Source organism: Pseudomonas sp. PDM03, assembly GCF_014852385.1.
Taxonomy (GTDB): Bacteria; Pseudomonadota; Gammaproteobacteria; order Pseudomonadales; family Pseudomonadaceae; genus Aquipseudomonas; species Aquipseudomonas migulae.
Genome location: NZ_JACVBM010000037.1, coordinates 1 through 13,453 on the forward strand (window position 1 = coordinate 1; position 13,453 = coordinate 13,453).

The 13,453-nt window shown below is 60.1% G+C and carries 12 protein-coding genes; 9 read left to right on the plus strand and 3 right to left on the minus strand.

Features of this window, described 5'->3' with window-relative positions:
• Positions 1–368: 368 nt before the first annotated feature.
• Together IB254_RS29045 and IB254_RS29050 are read right to left on the minus strand one after the other, a co-directional pair.
• The gene (locus tag IB254_RS29045) at positions 369–1,862 is read right to left on the minus strand and encodes a CoA-acylating methylmalonate-semialdehyde dehydrogenase (protein ID WP_008031364.1); all 1,494 of its coding nucleotides are present in this window, start codon (positions 1,860–1,862) and stop codon (positions 369–371) included.
• A gap of 65 nt (positions 1,863–1,927) precedes the next feature.
• Positions 1,928–3,277, minus strand: coding sequence for an aspartate aminotransferase family protein (locus IB254_RS29050; RefSeq protein ID WP_192227006.1), 1,350 nt, complete (start codon positions 3,275–3,277; stop codon positions 1,928–1,930).
• Between the two features lie 124 nt (positions 3,278–3,401).
• On the opposite strand from IB254_RS29050, the gene IB254_RS29055 reads away from it, so the two are divergent.
• The 6 genes from IB254_RS29055 to IB254_RS29080 all read left to right on the plus strand — a co-directional run bounded on the left by IB254_RS29055 (position 3,402) and on the right by IB254_RS29080 (position 9,909).
• Complete coding sequence (locus IB254_RS29055; RefSeq protein ID WP_192420874.1) at positions 3,402–4,322, plus strand: LysR family transcriptional regulator; 921 nt, start codon at positions 3,402–3,404, stop codon at positions 4,320–4,322.
• Between the two features lie 206 nt (positions 4,323–4,528).
• Positions 4,529–5,179, plus strand: a complete 651-nt coding sequence (locus tag IB254_RS29060) for a TetR/AcrR family transcriptional regulator (RefSeq protein ID WP_008031358.1) — start codon at positions 4,529–4,531, stop codon at positions 5,177–5,179.
• A 7-nt stretch (positions 5,180–5,186) separates the two neighbouring features.
• On the plus strand, positions 5,187–5,768 hold the full coding sequence (locus IB254_RS29065) for an IMPACT family protein (protein WP_192420876.1): 582 nt from the start codon (positions 5,187–5,189) through the stop codon (positions 5,766–5,768).
• Positions 5,769–6,299: 531 nt separating this feature from the next.
• Positions 6,300–7,865: an ABC transporter ATP-binding protein gene (locus tag IB254_RS29070; protein WP_192420878.1), complete on the plus strand. Its 1,566-nt coding sequence runs from the start codon at positions 6,300–6,302 to the stop codon at positions 7,863–7,865.
• A gap of 11 nt (positions 7,866–7,876) precedes the next feature.
• Positions 7,877–8,983 (plus strand): ABC transporter permease, encoded by a 1,107-nt coding sequence (locus tag IB254_RS29075; RefSeq protein ID WP_192420880.1) that lies wholly within the window; start codon positions 7,877–7,879, stop codon positions 8,981–8,983.
• Positions 8,983–9,909, plus strand: coding sequence for an ABC transporter permease (locus IB254_RS29080; RefSeq protein WP_192420881.1), 927 nt, complete (start codon positions 8,983–8,985; stop codon positions 9,907–9,909). Before IB254_RS29075 ends, IB254_RS29080 begins: the two co-directional genes overlap by 1 nt.
• A gap of 49 nt (positions 9,910–9,958) precedes the next feature.
• Here IB254_RS29080 and IB254_RS29085 read toward each other — a convergent pair whose 3' ends face one another.
• Positions 9,959–10,390, minus strand: a complete 432-nt coding sequence (locus IB254_RS29085; protein ID WP_192420883.1) for a hypothetical protein — start codon at positions 10,388–10,390, stop codon at positions 9,959–9,961.
• 82 nt (positions 10,391–10,472) lie between these two features.
• Between IB254_RS29085 and IB254_RS29090 the strand changes: the two genes are divergently transcribed.
• The 3 genes from IB254_RS29090 to IB254_RS29100 all read left to right on the plus strand — a co-directional run bounded on the left by IB254_RS29090 (position 10,473) and on the right by IB254_RS29100 (position 13,142).
• Positions 10,473–10,823: a MerR family transcriptional regulator gene (locus IB254_RS29090; protein ID WP_192420885.1), complete on the plus strand. Its 351-nt coding sequence runs from the start codon at positions 10,473–10,475 to the stop codon at positions 10,821–10,823.
• A 25-nt stretch (positions 10,824–10,848) separates the two neighbouring features.
• Positions 10,849–11,535 carry an SDR family oxidoreductase gene (locus IB254_RS29095; protein WP_192226999.1) on the plus strand — a complete coding sequence of 229 codons (687 nt, stop codon included), beginning with the start codon at positions 10,849–10,851 and terminating at the stop codon, positions 11,533–11,535.
• A gap of 248 nt (positions 11,536–11,783) precedes the next feature.
• Positions 11,784–13,142 carry an 8-oxoguanine deaminase gene (locus IB254_RS29100; protein WP_008038767.1) on the plus strand — a complete coding sequence of 453 codons (1,359 nt, stop codon included), beginning with the start codon at positions 11,784–11,786 and terminating at the stop codon, positions 13,140–13,142.
• Positions 13,143–13,453: the final 311 nt, after the last annotated feature.

Genomic DNA, 13,453 nt, shown 5'->3' on the forward strand with positions numbered 1-13,453 from the left:
GCAACTTCAACCACTTGCGCTTCCGATCTCTCGTTAGCGGGAGGCGAATTCTACAGCGTTACTCGCTGCTGTCAACACCTCTTTTTCTCCGCTTTCGACCGAGAAGATCGAACCGTCAAAAGAGCCAAACAACACCGCTCTTTCAACTCCTTCTGGGCTTCGATGACCTGAAGCAACTCGCTGTCGAAAACCGCGTAACTCATTGTTTACCAAGGAGTTTTCCGTTTCGACTGCGCCGGAAGTGGGGCGAATTATAGACTTCCAGAATCTGCCGTCAACACCTATTTTCACATTTCTGTCATACGGGTCAAAAAAGCCCGAAAACACGAAGGCCGAGCCCCAAGGGGCTCGGCCTTCTTCCCTTCTACTTACAAGCTAGGGAATGCGAATTGCGATGCTTCATGGCTCGCACGCTGTGGCCAACGCTGGGTAATGGCCTTGCGACGGGTGTAGAAGCGCACGCCATCCGGGCCATACGCGTGCAGATCGCCGAACAGCGAACGCTTCCAGCCGCCAAAGCTGTGATAAGCCACCGGCACCGGCAATGGCACGTTGACGCCAACCATGCCGACTTCGATCTCATCGCAGAACAACCGCGCCGCTTCGCCATCACGGGTAAAGATGCAGGTACCGTTGCCATACTCGTGATCGTTGATCAGTTGCATCGCCTCTTCCAGGCTGTTCACCCGGACAACGCACAGCACTGGCCCAAAGATCTCTTCTTTATAGATACGCATCTCTGGCGTGACGTTATCGAACAAGCAACCGCCCAGGAAGAAACCTTCTTCATGACCGGCCACGCTCAGACCACGACCATCCACCACCAGGGTTGCACCGGACGCAACGCCGTCTTCTACATAGCCACTGACTTTGTCACGAGCCTGACCGGTAACCAACGGCCCCATGTCCAGACCACAAGTGGTACCTGCGCCAATCTTCAATGCCTTGATCTGCGGAGTCAGCTTGGCCACCAACGCATCGGCCACCTGGTCGCCAACGCACACGGCCACCGAAATCGCCATGCAACGCTCGCCGCAGGAACCGTACGCCGCGCCCATCAGAGCGCTGACGGCGTTATCCAGATCTGCATCCGGCATCAGCACCGCGTGGTTCTTCGCGCCGCCCAGTGCCTGAACGCGTTTGCCGCGCTTGGTGCCTTCGGCGTAGATGTATTCGGCAATCGGCGTCGAACCGACAAAGCTCAATGCTTTGACTTCCGGCGCTTCGATCAGCGCGTCCACTGCAGCCTTGTCACCATGCACCACGCTCAACACGCCTTTCGGCAGACCGGCTTCCAGCAACAACTGAGCGATCAACAGCGTCGAGCTTGGATCACGCTCGGAAGGTTTGAGGATGAAGCAGTTGCCGCAGACGATCGCCAGCGGGTACATCCACAACGGCACCATCGCCGGGAAGTTGAACGGAGTAATACCGGCGACCACGCCCAATGGCTGGAAGTCCGACCAGGCATCAATGTTCGGGCCGACGTTACGGCTGTATTCACCCTTAAGGATTTCCGGCGCCGCGCAAGCGAACTCGACGTTCTCGATACCGCGCTTCAGCTCACCGGCAGCATCTTCCAGCGTCTTGCCGTGTTCTTCGCTGATCAGTTGGGCGATACGTGCTTCGTTCTGTTCCAGCAGTTGCTTGAAGCGGAACATCACCTGCGCACGTTTGGCCGGTGGAGTGTTGCGCCACGCCGGGAACGCAGCCTTGGCCGAGTCGATGGCTTTCTGGATGGTTTCGCGGCTGGCCAATGGCAGTTTGTGAATCGCCTGGCCGGTAGACGGGTTGAACACGTCGGCCGTGCGACCATCTTCGGTCACCAGTTCGCCGTTGATCAAATGCGGGATAAGGCTCATGCGGGGCTCCAGAAAAGTTGTCCACAGGCGCCCGTCAACGGGCGCCTCTATATAGAAGGGAAAAATCAGTCGATTTTGTTCAGCACTTCGCCGACCGCGTCGAACAGACGATCAAGGTCTTGCGGCTTGCTGTTGAAGGTTGGGCCGAACTGCAGGGTGTCGCCGCCGAAGCGCACGTAGAACCCGGCTTTCCACAGCGCCATGCCCGCTTCGAACGGACGTACGATGGCATCGCCGTCACGAGGCGCGATCTGGATAGCACCGGCCAGGCCGTAGTTACGAATGTCGATGATGTTTTTCGAGCCCTTAAGGCCGTGCAGTGCATTTTCGAAATGCGGTGCGACGTCGGCCACGCTCTGCACCAGGTTTTCCTTTTGCAGCAGGTCGAGTGCGGCAAGACCTGCAGCGCAAGCCACCGGGTGCGCGGAATAGGTGTAGCCGTGCGGGAATTCCACCGCGTACTCCGGCGTCGCCTGATTCATGAAGGTCTGGTAGATCTCGGAGCTGGCAATCACTGCGCCCATCGGGATCGCACCGTTGGTGACTTGCTTGGCGATGCACATCAGGTCCGGGGTCACGCCAAAGCTGTCAGCGCCGAACATCGAACCGGTACGACCGAAGCCGGTGATCACTTCGTCGAACACCAGCAGAATGTTGTGCTGATCGCAGATCTCGCGCAGACGCTTGAGGTAGCCCTCAGGCGGAACCAGCACGCCAGCGGAACCGGCCATTGGCTCGACGAATACGGCGGCGATGTTCGAAGCGTCATGCAGCTCGATCAGTTTGAGCAACTCATCGGCCAGAGCGATACCGCCCTCTTTTGGCATGCCGCGTGAGTAAGCATTGCTCGCCAGCAAGGTGTGCGGCAGGTGATCGACGTCCATCATCGCCTGACCGAAGATTTTGCGGTTGCCGTTGACGCCGCCGAGGCTGGTGCCGGCGATGTTCACACCGTGGTAACCACGGGCGCGTCCGATCATTTTGGTTTTGGTCGCCTGGCCTTTAAGACGCCAGTAAGCGCGGACCATCTTCACCGCAGTGTCAGCGCACTCGGAACCCGAATCGGTGAAGAACACGTGATTCAGATTACCCGGCGTCAGGTCGGTGATTTTTTCCGCCAGTTGGAACGACAGCGGGTGACCGTACTGGAAGCCCGGCGAGTAATCGAGCGTGCCCAGTTGCTTGGCAACCGCTTCCTGGATTTCCTTGCGGGTGTGCCCGGCGCCGCAGGTCCACAGACCGGACAGCGAATCGTAGACCTTGCGACCCTTGTCGTCCGTCAGCCAACTGCCTTCAGCCGCCACGATCAGTCGCGGATCGCGCTGGAAATTTCGGTTGGCGGTGTAGGGCATCCAGTGAGCATCGAGCTTGAGCTGGCTGGCCAGGGAATTCGGGGCGTTTTCAGGCAAGTTCATGGGCAAAACCTCGCAAGGCAATAAGCGGCGTGGAGATGAAAAGCGTTCTTGCAGCTAAATTGCCACGGGGATAAAGTCGGTGAAATCCAACTTTTCTAACGTTCAGTCAGGCCAGCGCTAAACTATGAGCACTCGACGCCCCGATCCGCTGGCACAAGTCAGCGACTTTGATATCCGCTTGCTGCGGATTTTTCGCAGCGTGGTGGAATGCGGCGGTTTCTCGGCGGCGGAGTCGGTGCTCGGGATCGGTCGCTCGGCGATCAGCCAGCAGATGAGCGACCTGGAACAGCGCCTCGGCCTGCGCCTGTGCCAACGAGGTCGCGCCGGGTTTTCCCTGACCGAAGAAGGCCGCGAGGTGTATCAATCGGCATTGCAGCTATTGAGTGCGCTGGAAAGTTTCCGCACCGAGGTCAACGGTCTGCACCAACACCTGCGCGGCGAATTGACCATCGGCCTCACCGACAACCTGGTCACCCTGCCCCACATGCGTATCACTCATGCGTTGGCGCAATTGAAGGAGCGCGGGCCGGACGTGCAGATTCAGATCCGCATGATCGCGCCCAATGAAGTCGAGCAAGGCGTGCTCGACGGCCGCTTGCATGTCGGCGTGGTGCCGCAGGCAAGCGCCCTGTCGGGGCTGGAATATCAGCCGCTCTACAGCGAACGTTCGCTGCTGTATTGCGCGGTCGGTCATCCGTTGTTTTATGTCGACGACAGACAACTGGATGACGAGCGCCTCAACAGTCAGGACGCCATCGCCCCGACCTTCCGCCTGCCGGCCGAGATTCAGGCGCATTACCAGGCGCTCAATTGCACCGCGAGTGCGTCAGACCGCGAAGGCATGGCGTTTCTGATTCTCACCGGGCGCTACATCGGTTACCTGCCGGACCACTACGCCAGCCTCTGGGTGCAGCAAGGGCGTTTGCGCGCGCTGAAACCGACAGCACGGTTTTATGACTTGAGCCTTGCATCGGTGACACGCAAGGGACGTCGCCCGCATCTGGTGCTGGAAAGCTTCCTCGAAAGCCTGGCCGCGACCCGTTGAACAACCGAAGAAACTGTGGGAGCGAGCCTGCTCGCGATGGCGTCAGTTCAGCCACCATCAATGCTGAATGTTAAGCCGCCATCGCGAGCAGGCTCGCTCCCACAGGGATTTTGGTGGTCAGGTTTTATCGTGTCGGGACTTGTCTGGAAACTGTGGTTGCGCTATCAACGCATTGGTTGCACCCACCCACCTGTTCGGAAGTGCCTATGACCTTTGAAGTCCCCGCTCACGGCGGCAAACCTGCCAGCCGCATTCGTCAGAAGAACGAAGAGACCATCATCAAAGCCGCCGAAGACGAGTTCGCCCGTCACGGGTTCAAAGGCACGAGCATGAACACCATCGCCCTGAATGCCGGGTTGCCCAAGGCGAACCTGCATTACTACTTCACCAATAAGCTGGGGTTGTACGTGGCGGTGTTGAGCAACATCCTTCAGTTGTGGGACAGCACCTTCAACACCCTCACCGCCGAGGATGATCCGGCCGAAGCGCTGACGCGGTACATCCGCGCCAAGATGGAGTTCTCTCGCCGCCAGCCGCAAGCCTCGCGAGTTTTCGCCATGGAAGTGATCAGCGGCGGTGAGTGCCTGACCGAATATTTCAACCAGGATTACCGCGCCTGGTTCCAGGGCCGGGCGGCGGTGTTTCAAGCGTGGATCGACGCAGGCAAAATGGACCCGGTCGACCCGGTCAACCTGATCTTTCTGTTGTGGGGCAGCACCCAGCATTACGCGGACTTTGCCACGCAGATTTGCCGGGTCAGCGGCCGCACCAAGCTGACCAAGCAAGACATGGAAGACGCCGGCGACAACCTGATCCGCATCATTCTCAAAGGCTGCGGCCTGACTCCAGCCATTTAAGACTCTTATGCCTTTTACCCTCAGCGACTTTTGCGAATACCGCGAAGAGATTCGCAAAAGCCGCTTCATCACCTTCGCCGCACCGATCAGCAGCCCTGCTGAAGCCCAGGCGTTCATCGAGCAGCACAGCGATCTGAACGCCACGCACAATTGCTGGGCGTGGAAACTCGGCGCCCAATACCGCAGCACCGATGACGGAGAGCCTGGCGGCACCGCCGGGCGCCCGATTCTGGCGGCCATCGATGCACAGGATTGCGACCAGGTCGCGGTGCTGGTGATCCGCTGGTATGGCGGCATTCAACTCGGCACCGGCGGCCTCGCCCGAGCGTATGGCGGCGGCGCGAACAAGTGCCTGCAAGCGGCACCGAAAGTTGAGCTGATCAGCCGCGTGCCGCTGAGTTGCGCCTGCGGGTTTGGCGAACTGACACTGGTGAAACTGCGGGTGGCCGAGCTTGGCGGGTTGGTCGTGGAAGAAACGTTCACGGCCAACGGTGTGGAGCTGAAATTGGCGATGGGCGAAGCGCAGATCGACACCCTGCAAACGCAACTGGCCGATTTGAGTCGCGGGCGCATTCTGTTGCAGCGCTGATTGCACCAACAACGCTCAACGCCCTTCTATCGATCCTGTGTATTTGCCCACATCTACTGTGTACCCGGCTGTGGATAACCTGAGCACATACCGCTGTAACCCTTCTGTCATGCGGCTTTGCGGGCATTGCTCACTTTTCGTCCAATACGCCTTCAAAAAGACTAAATCCACGTAAAAACAATCAGTTAGCGTGGTTTATCGCCTTTAGAAGAAAGCCGCTCAGTGCTTATGCCCGAGCTTTGCGCTTGCGCACAAATACTGTGGAGCAATCTGTGGATAACCCGTTCATGGCTGGCGCGGCCCCATATCCGGCATGGCTTGCAAAGGGTTGCTCGTTTTTTGACCAAATCGGCCTGCGCAAAACCGGAGCCTGATCTACCGCTTCGCCCTTATGTGGTGCTGCGTCGGGATCGAAATGTGGCGAAGCGGCGCCCCCGATGCCTTGGCCGACAAGCATTTTCATTTTTCCTGACTCAATGGCCAGGAAATTGCTTTATCCACAGGCACAACTCCCATCGACCCGAGCCTGTCATGCCCAACCCCGTGCCGATCCCCGACCAAACGCCTCGTCTGCAACTGCGCAGAATCAGCAAACGCTACCCGGGTTGCCTGGCCAACGATGCCATCGACCTGAGTATTGCGCCCGGCGAAATCCATGCGCTGCTCGGCGAAAACGGCGCGGGCAAGAGTACGCTGATGAAAATCATCTACGGCGTCACCCACGCCGATTCTGGCGAGATGATCTGGCAAGGCCGGCGCGTGACCATGCGCAACCCGGCCCAGGCTCGCGGTTTGGGAATCGGCATGGTGTTCCAGCACTTCTCGTTGTTCGAAACCCTCAGCGTTGCGCAGAACATTGCACTGGCGATGGGCGCGGCGGCCGGTACACCAAAACAACTTGAGCCCAAAATTCGCGAAGTGTCCCGGCGCTACGGCATGGCATTGGAACCGGAGCGACTGGTCCACAGCCTGTCGATTGGCGAACGGCAGCGGGTGGAAATCATTCGGTGCCTGATGCAGGACATCCGTCTGCTGATTCTCGATGAACCGACCTCGGTGCTGACCCCGCAAGAGGCCGACGAATTGTTCGTCACCCTGCGCCGACTCGCGGCCGAGGGCTGCAGCATTCTGTTTATCAGCCACAAGCTCGGTGAAGTGCGCGCGTTGTGCCACAGCGCCACGGTGCTGCGCGGCGGTCGTGTGGCCGGGCATTGCGTGCCGGCGCAGTGCTCGGATCAGCAACTGGCGAAGTTGATGGTCGGGGAAGCGGCCGATCTGATCACCGATTATCCGAAGGTCGTGGGCGGTGATGCATTTTTGAACGTGAGCGCATTGTCGTGGCACAACCCCGATCCGTTTGGCTGCTCGCTGAAGGACATCGACCTGCACGTACGCCGTGGCGAAATCGTCGGCATCGCCGGAGTGGCAGGCAATGGCCAGGATGAGCTGCTGGCGCTGCTCAGTGGCGAACAACGCCTGCACCGCAATGACGGTGCAACCCTGCGTTTTGACGGGCAAGCGGTGGCTCATTTGCCGCCGGATGCCCGCCGAAAACTCGGCTTGGCCTTCGTCCCTGCCGAACGGTTGGGGCACGGTGCGGTGCCGGAATTGAGCCTGGCCGACAACGCCCTGCTCAGCGCCTTTCAACAAGGCCTGCTGCGCAACGGGCTGATCCGGCGGACCAAGGTTAAAGCGCTGGCCGAAGAAATCATCCGCCGCTTCGGCGTCAAGACACCCGATGCGCAAACGCCGGCCCGCAGTCTGTCCGGTGGCAACTTGCAGAAATTCATCCTCGGCCGGGAGATTCTTCAGCAACCGAAACTGCTGGTGGCCGCGCACCCGACCTGGGGCGTGGACGTCGGCGCCGCCGCAACCATTCACCGCGCGCTGATCGCCTTGCGCGATGCCGGCGCAGCGATCCTGGTGATCTCCGAAGACCTCGATGAACTGTTCCAGATCAGCGACCGCCTCGGCGCCTTGTGCAGCGGACGCTTGTCGCCGCTCAGGGCGACCGTCGACACCCGCCTGATCGACGTCGGCGGCTGGATGGCCGGCCAGTTCGACGCCCCTCAATCACTTGCCCCCGCAACGGTTTAACGGAGTTTCACATGCTGCTTTCCCTCGAACCCCGTGGCCAGCAATCGCGCCTGATGCTGTGGTGCTCGCCACTATTGGCGGCGGCCCTGACATTGGCCTGTGGCTCGCTGCTGTTTATCGCGTTGGGCCATGACCCGTTGCTGACCTTGCACACCTTGCTGATCGCCCCGGTCAGCGACTTGTATGGCGTCTCCGAATTGTTGGTCAAGGCGTTGCCGATTCTGCTCTGCGCCTTGGGTCTGGCCGTGGCGTATCAGGCGCGGATCTGGAACATCGGCGCCGAAGGCCAGTTGCTGCTCGGCGCGCTGGCCGGCAGTGCGTTGGCGGTGAACATCATCGGTCTGCAAAGTCGCTGGGCATTGGTGTTGATCCTGCTCGTCGGCACGCTGGCCGGCGCGGCGTGGGCCGGGCTGACGGCGTGGTTGCGCACGCGCTTCAATGCCAACGAAATCCTCACCAGCATCATGCTCAATTACATCGCCCTGAACCTGTTGTTGTTCTGCGTGCACGGGCCACTGAAGGATCCGGCCGGGTTCAACTTTCCGGAGTCGGCGATGTTCGGCGATGCCAGCCGTTTGCCGTTGTTGATGGAGGACGGTCGAGTACATGCCGGTGTTTATTTTGCCCTGCTCGCGTTGGTGGCGGTGTGGGTGTTGTTGCAGAAAAGCTTTGTCGGGTTCCAGATCAAAGTGCTCGGGCTGGACAAGCGTGCGGCGGGTTTTGTCGGGTTCCGCGAGAAACGGCTGATCTGGCTGGCGCTGTTGATCAGCGGCGGATTGGCAGGGCTGGCCGGCGTGTGTGAAGTCACCGGGCCGATTGGTCAGTTGGTGCCGCAAGTCTCACCCGGCTATGGCTACGCTGCGATCACGGTGGCGTTTCTCGGGCGGCTCAATCCGATCGGCATTCTGTTTTCCAGTCTGTTGATGGCATTGCTGTACATCGGTGGCGAGAACGCGCAGATGAGCATGAATCTGCCGCAAGCGATCACGCAATTGTTCCAGGGCATGATGCTGTTTTTCCTGCTGGCCAGTGACGTGCTGATTCTCTACCGACCGCGTTTGCATTTGCGCTGGACGCGTCGCGCATCAGCCACCGTCGTACAAGCAGGAGCGCTGTGATGGATATCGATCTGTTGAGCAATATTTTCTACGCCATGGTGCGCTGCGGCACGCCGTTGCTGTTGGTGGCGCTGGGTGAATTGATTTGTGAGAAGAGCGGCGTCCTCAACCTCGGCCAGGAAGGCATGATGCTGTTTGGCGCGGTGATCGGTTTTATCGTCGCGCTGAACAGCGGCAACCTGTGGCTTGGCGTGTTGCTGGCGATGCTCGCCGGGATGTTGCTGTCGTCGCTGTTTGCGTTGGTGGCGCTGGTGTTCAACGCCACTCAGGTGGCCACCGGGCTGGCACTGACGATCTTTGGTGTGGGCCTGTCGACCTTTGTCGGTGCGGCGTGGGTCGGTAAACCGCTGGCGGGTTTTGAGCCGGTGGCGATCCCTTTACTCAGCGAGATCCCGCTGATCGGACGGATGCTGTTTGCGCAGGATCTGCTGGTGTATCTGTCGTTCGCGTTGTTTGCGCTGGTGGCGTGGGTGATTGTGAAAAGTCGTGTCGGACTGATCATTCAGGCCGTCGGCGAAAACCCGGATGCGGCCAGTGCGATGGGCTTGCCGGTGTTGGGCGTACGGACGCTGGCGGTGCTGTTCGGCGGCGCGATGGCGGGGTTGGCCGGGGCGTATCTGTCGCTGGCCTACACGCCGATGTGGGCGGAGAACATGAGCGCCGGTCGCGGCTGGATTGCCCTGGCGCTGGTGGTGTTTGCCAGTTGGCGGGTGTGGCGATTGCTGCTGGGGGCGTATCTGTTCGGGCTCGCCAGCATCCTGCACCTGGTGGCGCAAGGGTTGGGGCTGGCGATTCCGTCGAGTCTGCTGGCGATGCTGCCGTATGTCGCGACGATTGTGGTGTTGGTGCTGCTGTCGCGGGATGCCGTGCGCACACGGTTGTATGCGCCGGTGTCGTTGGGGCAGCCTTGGCAGGGTGGGCATTAGTGGTTGTCTGCTCCGGCCTCTTCGCGGGCAAGCCTCGCTCCTACTGGTGTTATGCAAATCCTGTAGGAGCGTGGCTTGCCCGCGAAGGCGTCCGCACTGGCAACACCTGAACAACGCCCCAAGCCAATTCAAAGACCAGAAAAATCACCAACAGCGAACTGGCGCCATGCAGCAAGGCATACAGCTGCCAAGTGGAGAACAGGAATCTGCCAACGGCGTCATACCGGCCATAAACCTGCTGCGGATCTCGAATCCGCAGCACCGACCACACGCACACGATCGAGCCCAACAGGTTCGCCATCAACATGTGCATCGGCTCAAACGCCGGCAGTTCGCCGGGCAAATCCAAAGCCTGACTCAAACCCGCCAACAACCCATGCAACGCAGTAAAACTCCACGGCGTGACAAACGCCGCCGTCACGATCAAGTCATACCAGGCGCTGCCCCGCACCACGCGGCGATATTGCGTTGAAGTCCACATCGGCACTGCTCCATAAATTCAGGGAGCAACAAGCCTAAAGCCTGGAGTATGCTCCAAGGTCAAGCCCTCTCGAGACATCAACATGCGCATCGGTGAATTAGCCCAGGCCAGCGCCGTCAGCCGCGACACGCTGCGCTTCTACGAGCAGCGCGGATTGATCGCGGCGCAACGCAGCGCCAACGGTTATCGCGAATATCCGGATGACATGGTGCAACTGGTGCTCTACATCAAGACCGCTCAACGGCTGGGCTTTACTCTCGGCGAGATCGGCAACAGCGTCGCCGCGTTGTGGCATTCGCCCGATCCGGACAGCGCCGTCACGCAATTGCTGCAAGACAAACTCAAACTGATCGAAACCCGAATGGACGAACTCGGCGCGTTGCGCAACGAGCTGCAACAACGGCTCGGGCAACATTGTCCATTAAATCCGTGATCCTCATTCATCAAGGAAGCCACTCATGTCCAAGGCAAAAACCGCGCTCATCATCGGCGCCTCCCGGGGCCTGGGCCTCGGCCTGGTGAAAACCCTGCTGGCCGACGGCTGGCAAGTCACCGCCACCGTGCGCAACCCGCAAAACGCCGACGCCTTGCAGGCGCTGGGCAAGGTGCGGATCGAAAAACTCGACATGGATGATCAGCAGGCCGTCATTGCCTTGAGTCAGCAGCTCAAGGGCGAAGTGTTTGATCTGTTGTTCGTGAATGCCGGGGTAAAAGGCCCTGACGTGCAGACGCCGGGCGGTGCGACGCTGGCTGAAGTGGGTCAGTTGTTCTTCACCAATGCGGTGGCGCCGATCAACCTGGCACAACGTTTTGTCGGGCAGATTCGCCCGGACAGCGGCGTGCTGGCGTTCATGAGTTCGGTGCTCGGCAGCGTGACCATGCCGGACGCGCCGGAACTGGCGTTGTACAAGGCGAGCAAGGCGGCATTGAACTCGATGACCAACAGCTTTGTGACGCAATTGGGCGATCAGAAACTGACGGTGCTGTCGCTGCATCCGGGCTGGGTGAAAACCGACATGGGCGGTGAAGGCGCCGATATCGATGTGGAAACCAGTGTGCGTGGGTTGGTGGATCAGGTGAATGCTTACACCGGCAAGGGTGGGCACCACTTCGTGAACTACAGGGGTGAAAACATTCCCTGGTAAGACATCATTTCTGTAGGAGCCGGCTTGCTGGCGATAGCATCGCTTCGGTATCACTGAAAGACCGAGGTGATGCTATCGCCAGCAAGCCGGCTCCTACAGGTTGTTTATCGCTCTGTCGGGGTGGGCTTGCCCGCTACACGGTTTTGTTTGAAACTGCGCACCTCGTCCCCGCGGCGACCCTGGATCAGCAGACAGGGTAATCACTGAGCTGGCTAACCTGAACCCAACTTTCAGAGGAGCCGGCCAACATGCCTGCGACCCGTACCTGGTTAAAAAACCCCCTCGCGATCTTCACTGCCAATGGCCTCGATGCCCGTGGTGGCCTGGTTGTGCAAGACGGCTTGATCGTCGAAGTGCTCGCCGCTGGCCAGCAACCGTCCGCCCCCTGTGGACAAGTATTCGATGCTCGCGAGCATGTGATCCTGCCGGGGCTGATCAACACTCATCACCACTTCTATCAAACCCTGACCCGCGCCTGGGCACCGGTGGTCAATCAGCCGTTGTTCCCTTGGCTGAAAACCCTGTACCCGGTCTGGGCACGCCTCACCCCTGAAAAACTCGCCCTTGCCACGAAAGTCGCGCTGGCCGAGTTGCTGCTGTCCGGCTGCACCACCGCCGCCGATCACCATTACCTGTTCCCGAAAGGCTTGGAAAATGCCATCGACGTGCAAGTCGAAAGCGTCCGCGACCTTGGCATGCGCGCCATGCTGACGCGCGGTTCCATGAGCCTGGGCGAGAAGGACGGCGGCCTGCCGCCGCAGCAGACCGTGCAGGAAGGCGAAGTGATCCTCGACGACAGTCAGCGCCTGATCGCCGAGTACCACGAGCGTGGTGATGGCGCGCAAATCCAGATCGCCCTGGCGCCGTGCTCACCGTTTTCGGTGACCCCGGAAATCATGACGGCCAGCGCCGAACTGGCGAACAAACTCGACGTACGACTGCACACGCACCTGGCGGAAACCCTCGACGAAGAAGACTTCTGCCTGCAACGCTTCGGCCTGCGCACCGTGGATTATCTGGACAGCGTCGGCTGGCTCGGCCCGCGCACCTGGCTGGCGCATGGCATCCACTTCAACCCGGATGAAATCGCCCGCCTCGGCGCGGCCGGCACCGGCATTTGCCATTGCCCGAGCTCGAACATGCGCCTCGCGTCCGGCATCTGCCCGACGCTGGAGCTGACCGCCGCCGGCGCGTTGCTGGGACTCGGCGTGGATGGCTCGGCGTCCAACGATGCGTCGAACATGATGCTCGAAACCCGTCAGGCGCTGTACATCCAGCGGCTGCGTTATGGCGCCGAGAAGATCACGCCGGAATTGGTGTTGGGGTGGGCGACCAAGGGCTCGGCAAGTTTGCTCGGACGCACCGATATCGGTGAACTGGCGGTGGGCAAGCAGGCGGATCTGGCGTTGTTCAAGCTGGATGAGCTGCGGTTTTCCGGTAGCCATGACCCGGTTTCGGCATTGCTGTTATGTGGTGCGGATCGGGCGGATCGGGTAATGGTGGGAGGCAAGTGGCGAGTGATCGACGGGCAGGTTGAGGGGCTGGATCTCAAAGGCTTGATCGCCGATCACAGCCAGGCGGCTCGACAGTTGATCGCGGGCGTCTGATCGAACGCCTTCGCCGGCAAGCCGGCTCCTACGCGACACCTGTAGGAGCCGGTTTGCCGGCGATGCTTTTTAAAGCCCCAATGGCGATGTTGACCACCGACTGACTGCGGGCGTTTCGTGACGCCTTAGCGCACCAGTGGATGGCAACCCTGCATGTCCATGCACTTTATTGGCCTTGCGGGCCTCTTCGCGGGCAAGCCTCGCTCCTATAGGTCGGCGTTGTACTTGTAGGAGCGAGGCTTGCCCGCGAAGGCCGTTACACGGCTTCGGATATTTGTTGTCCTGTTGGTCAGTAATTTGCATTACCCCCT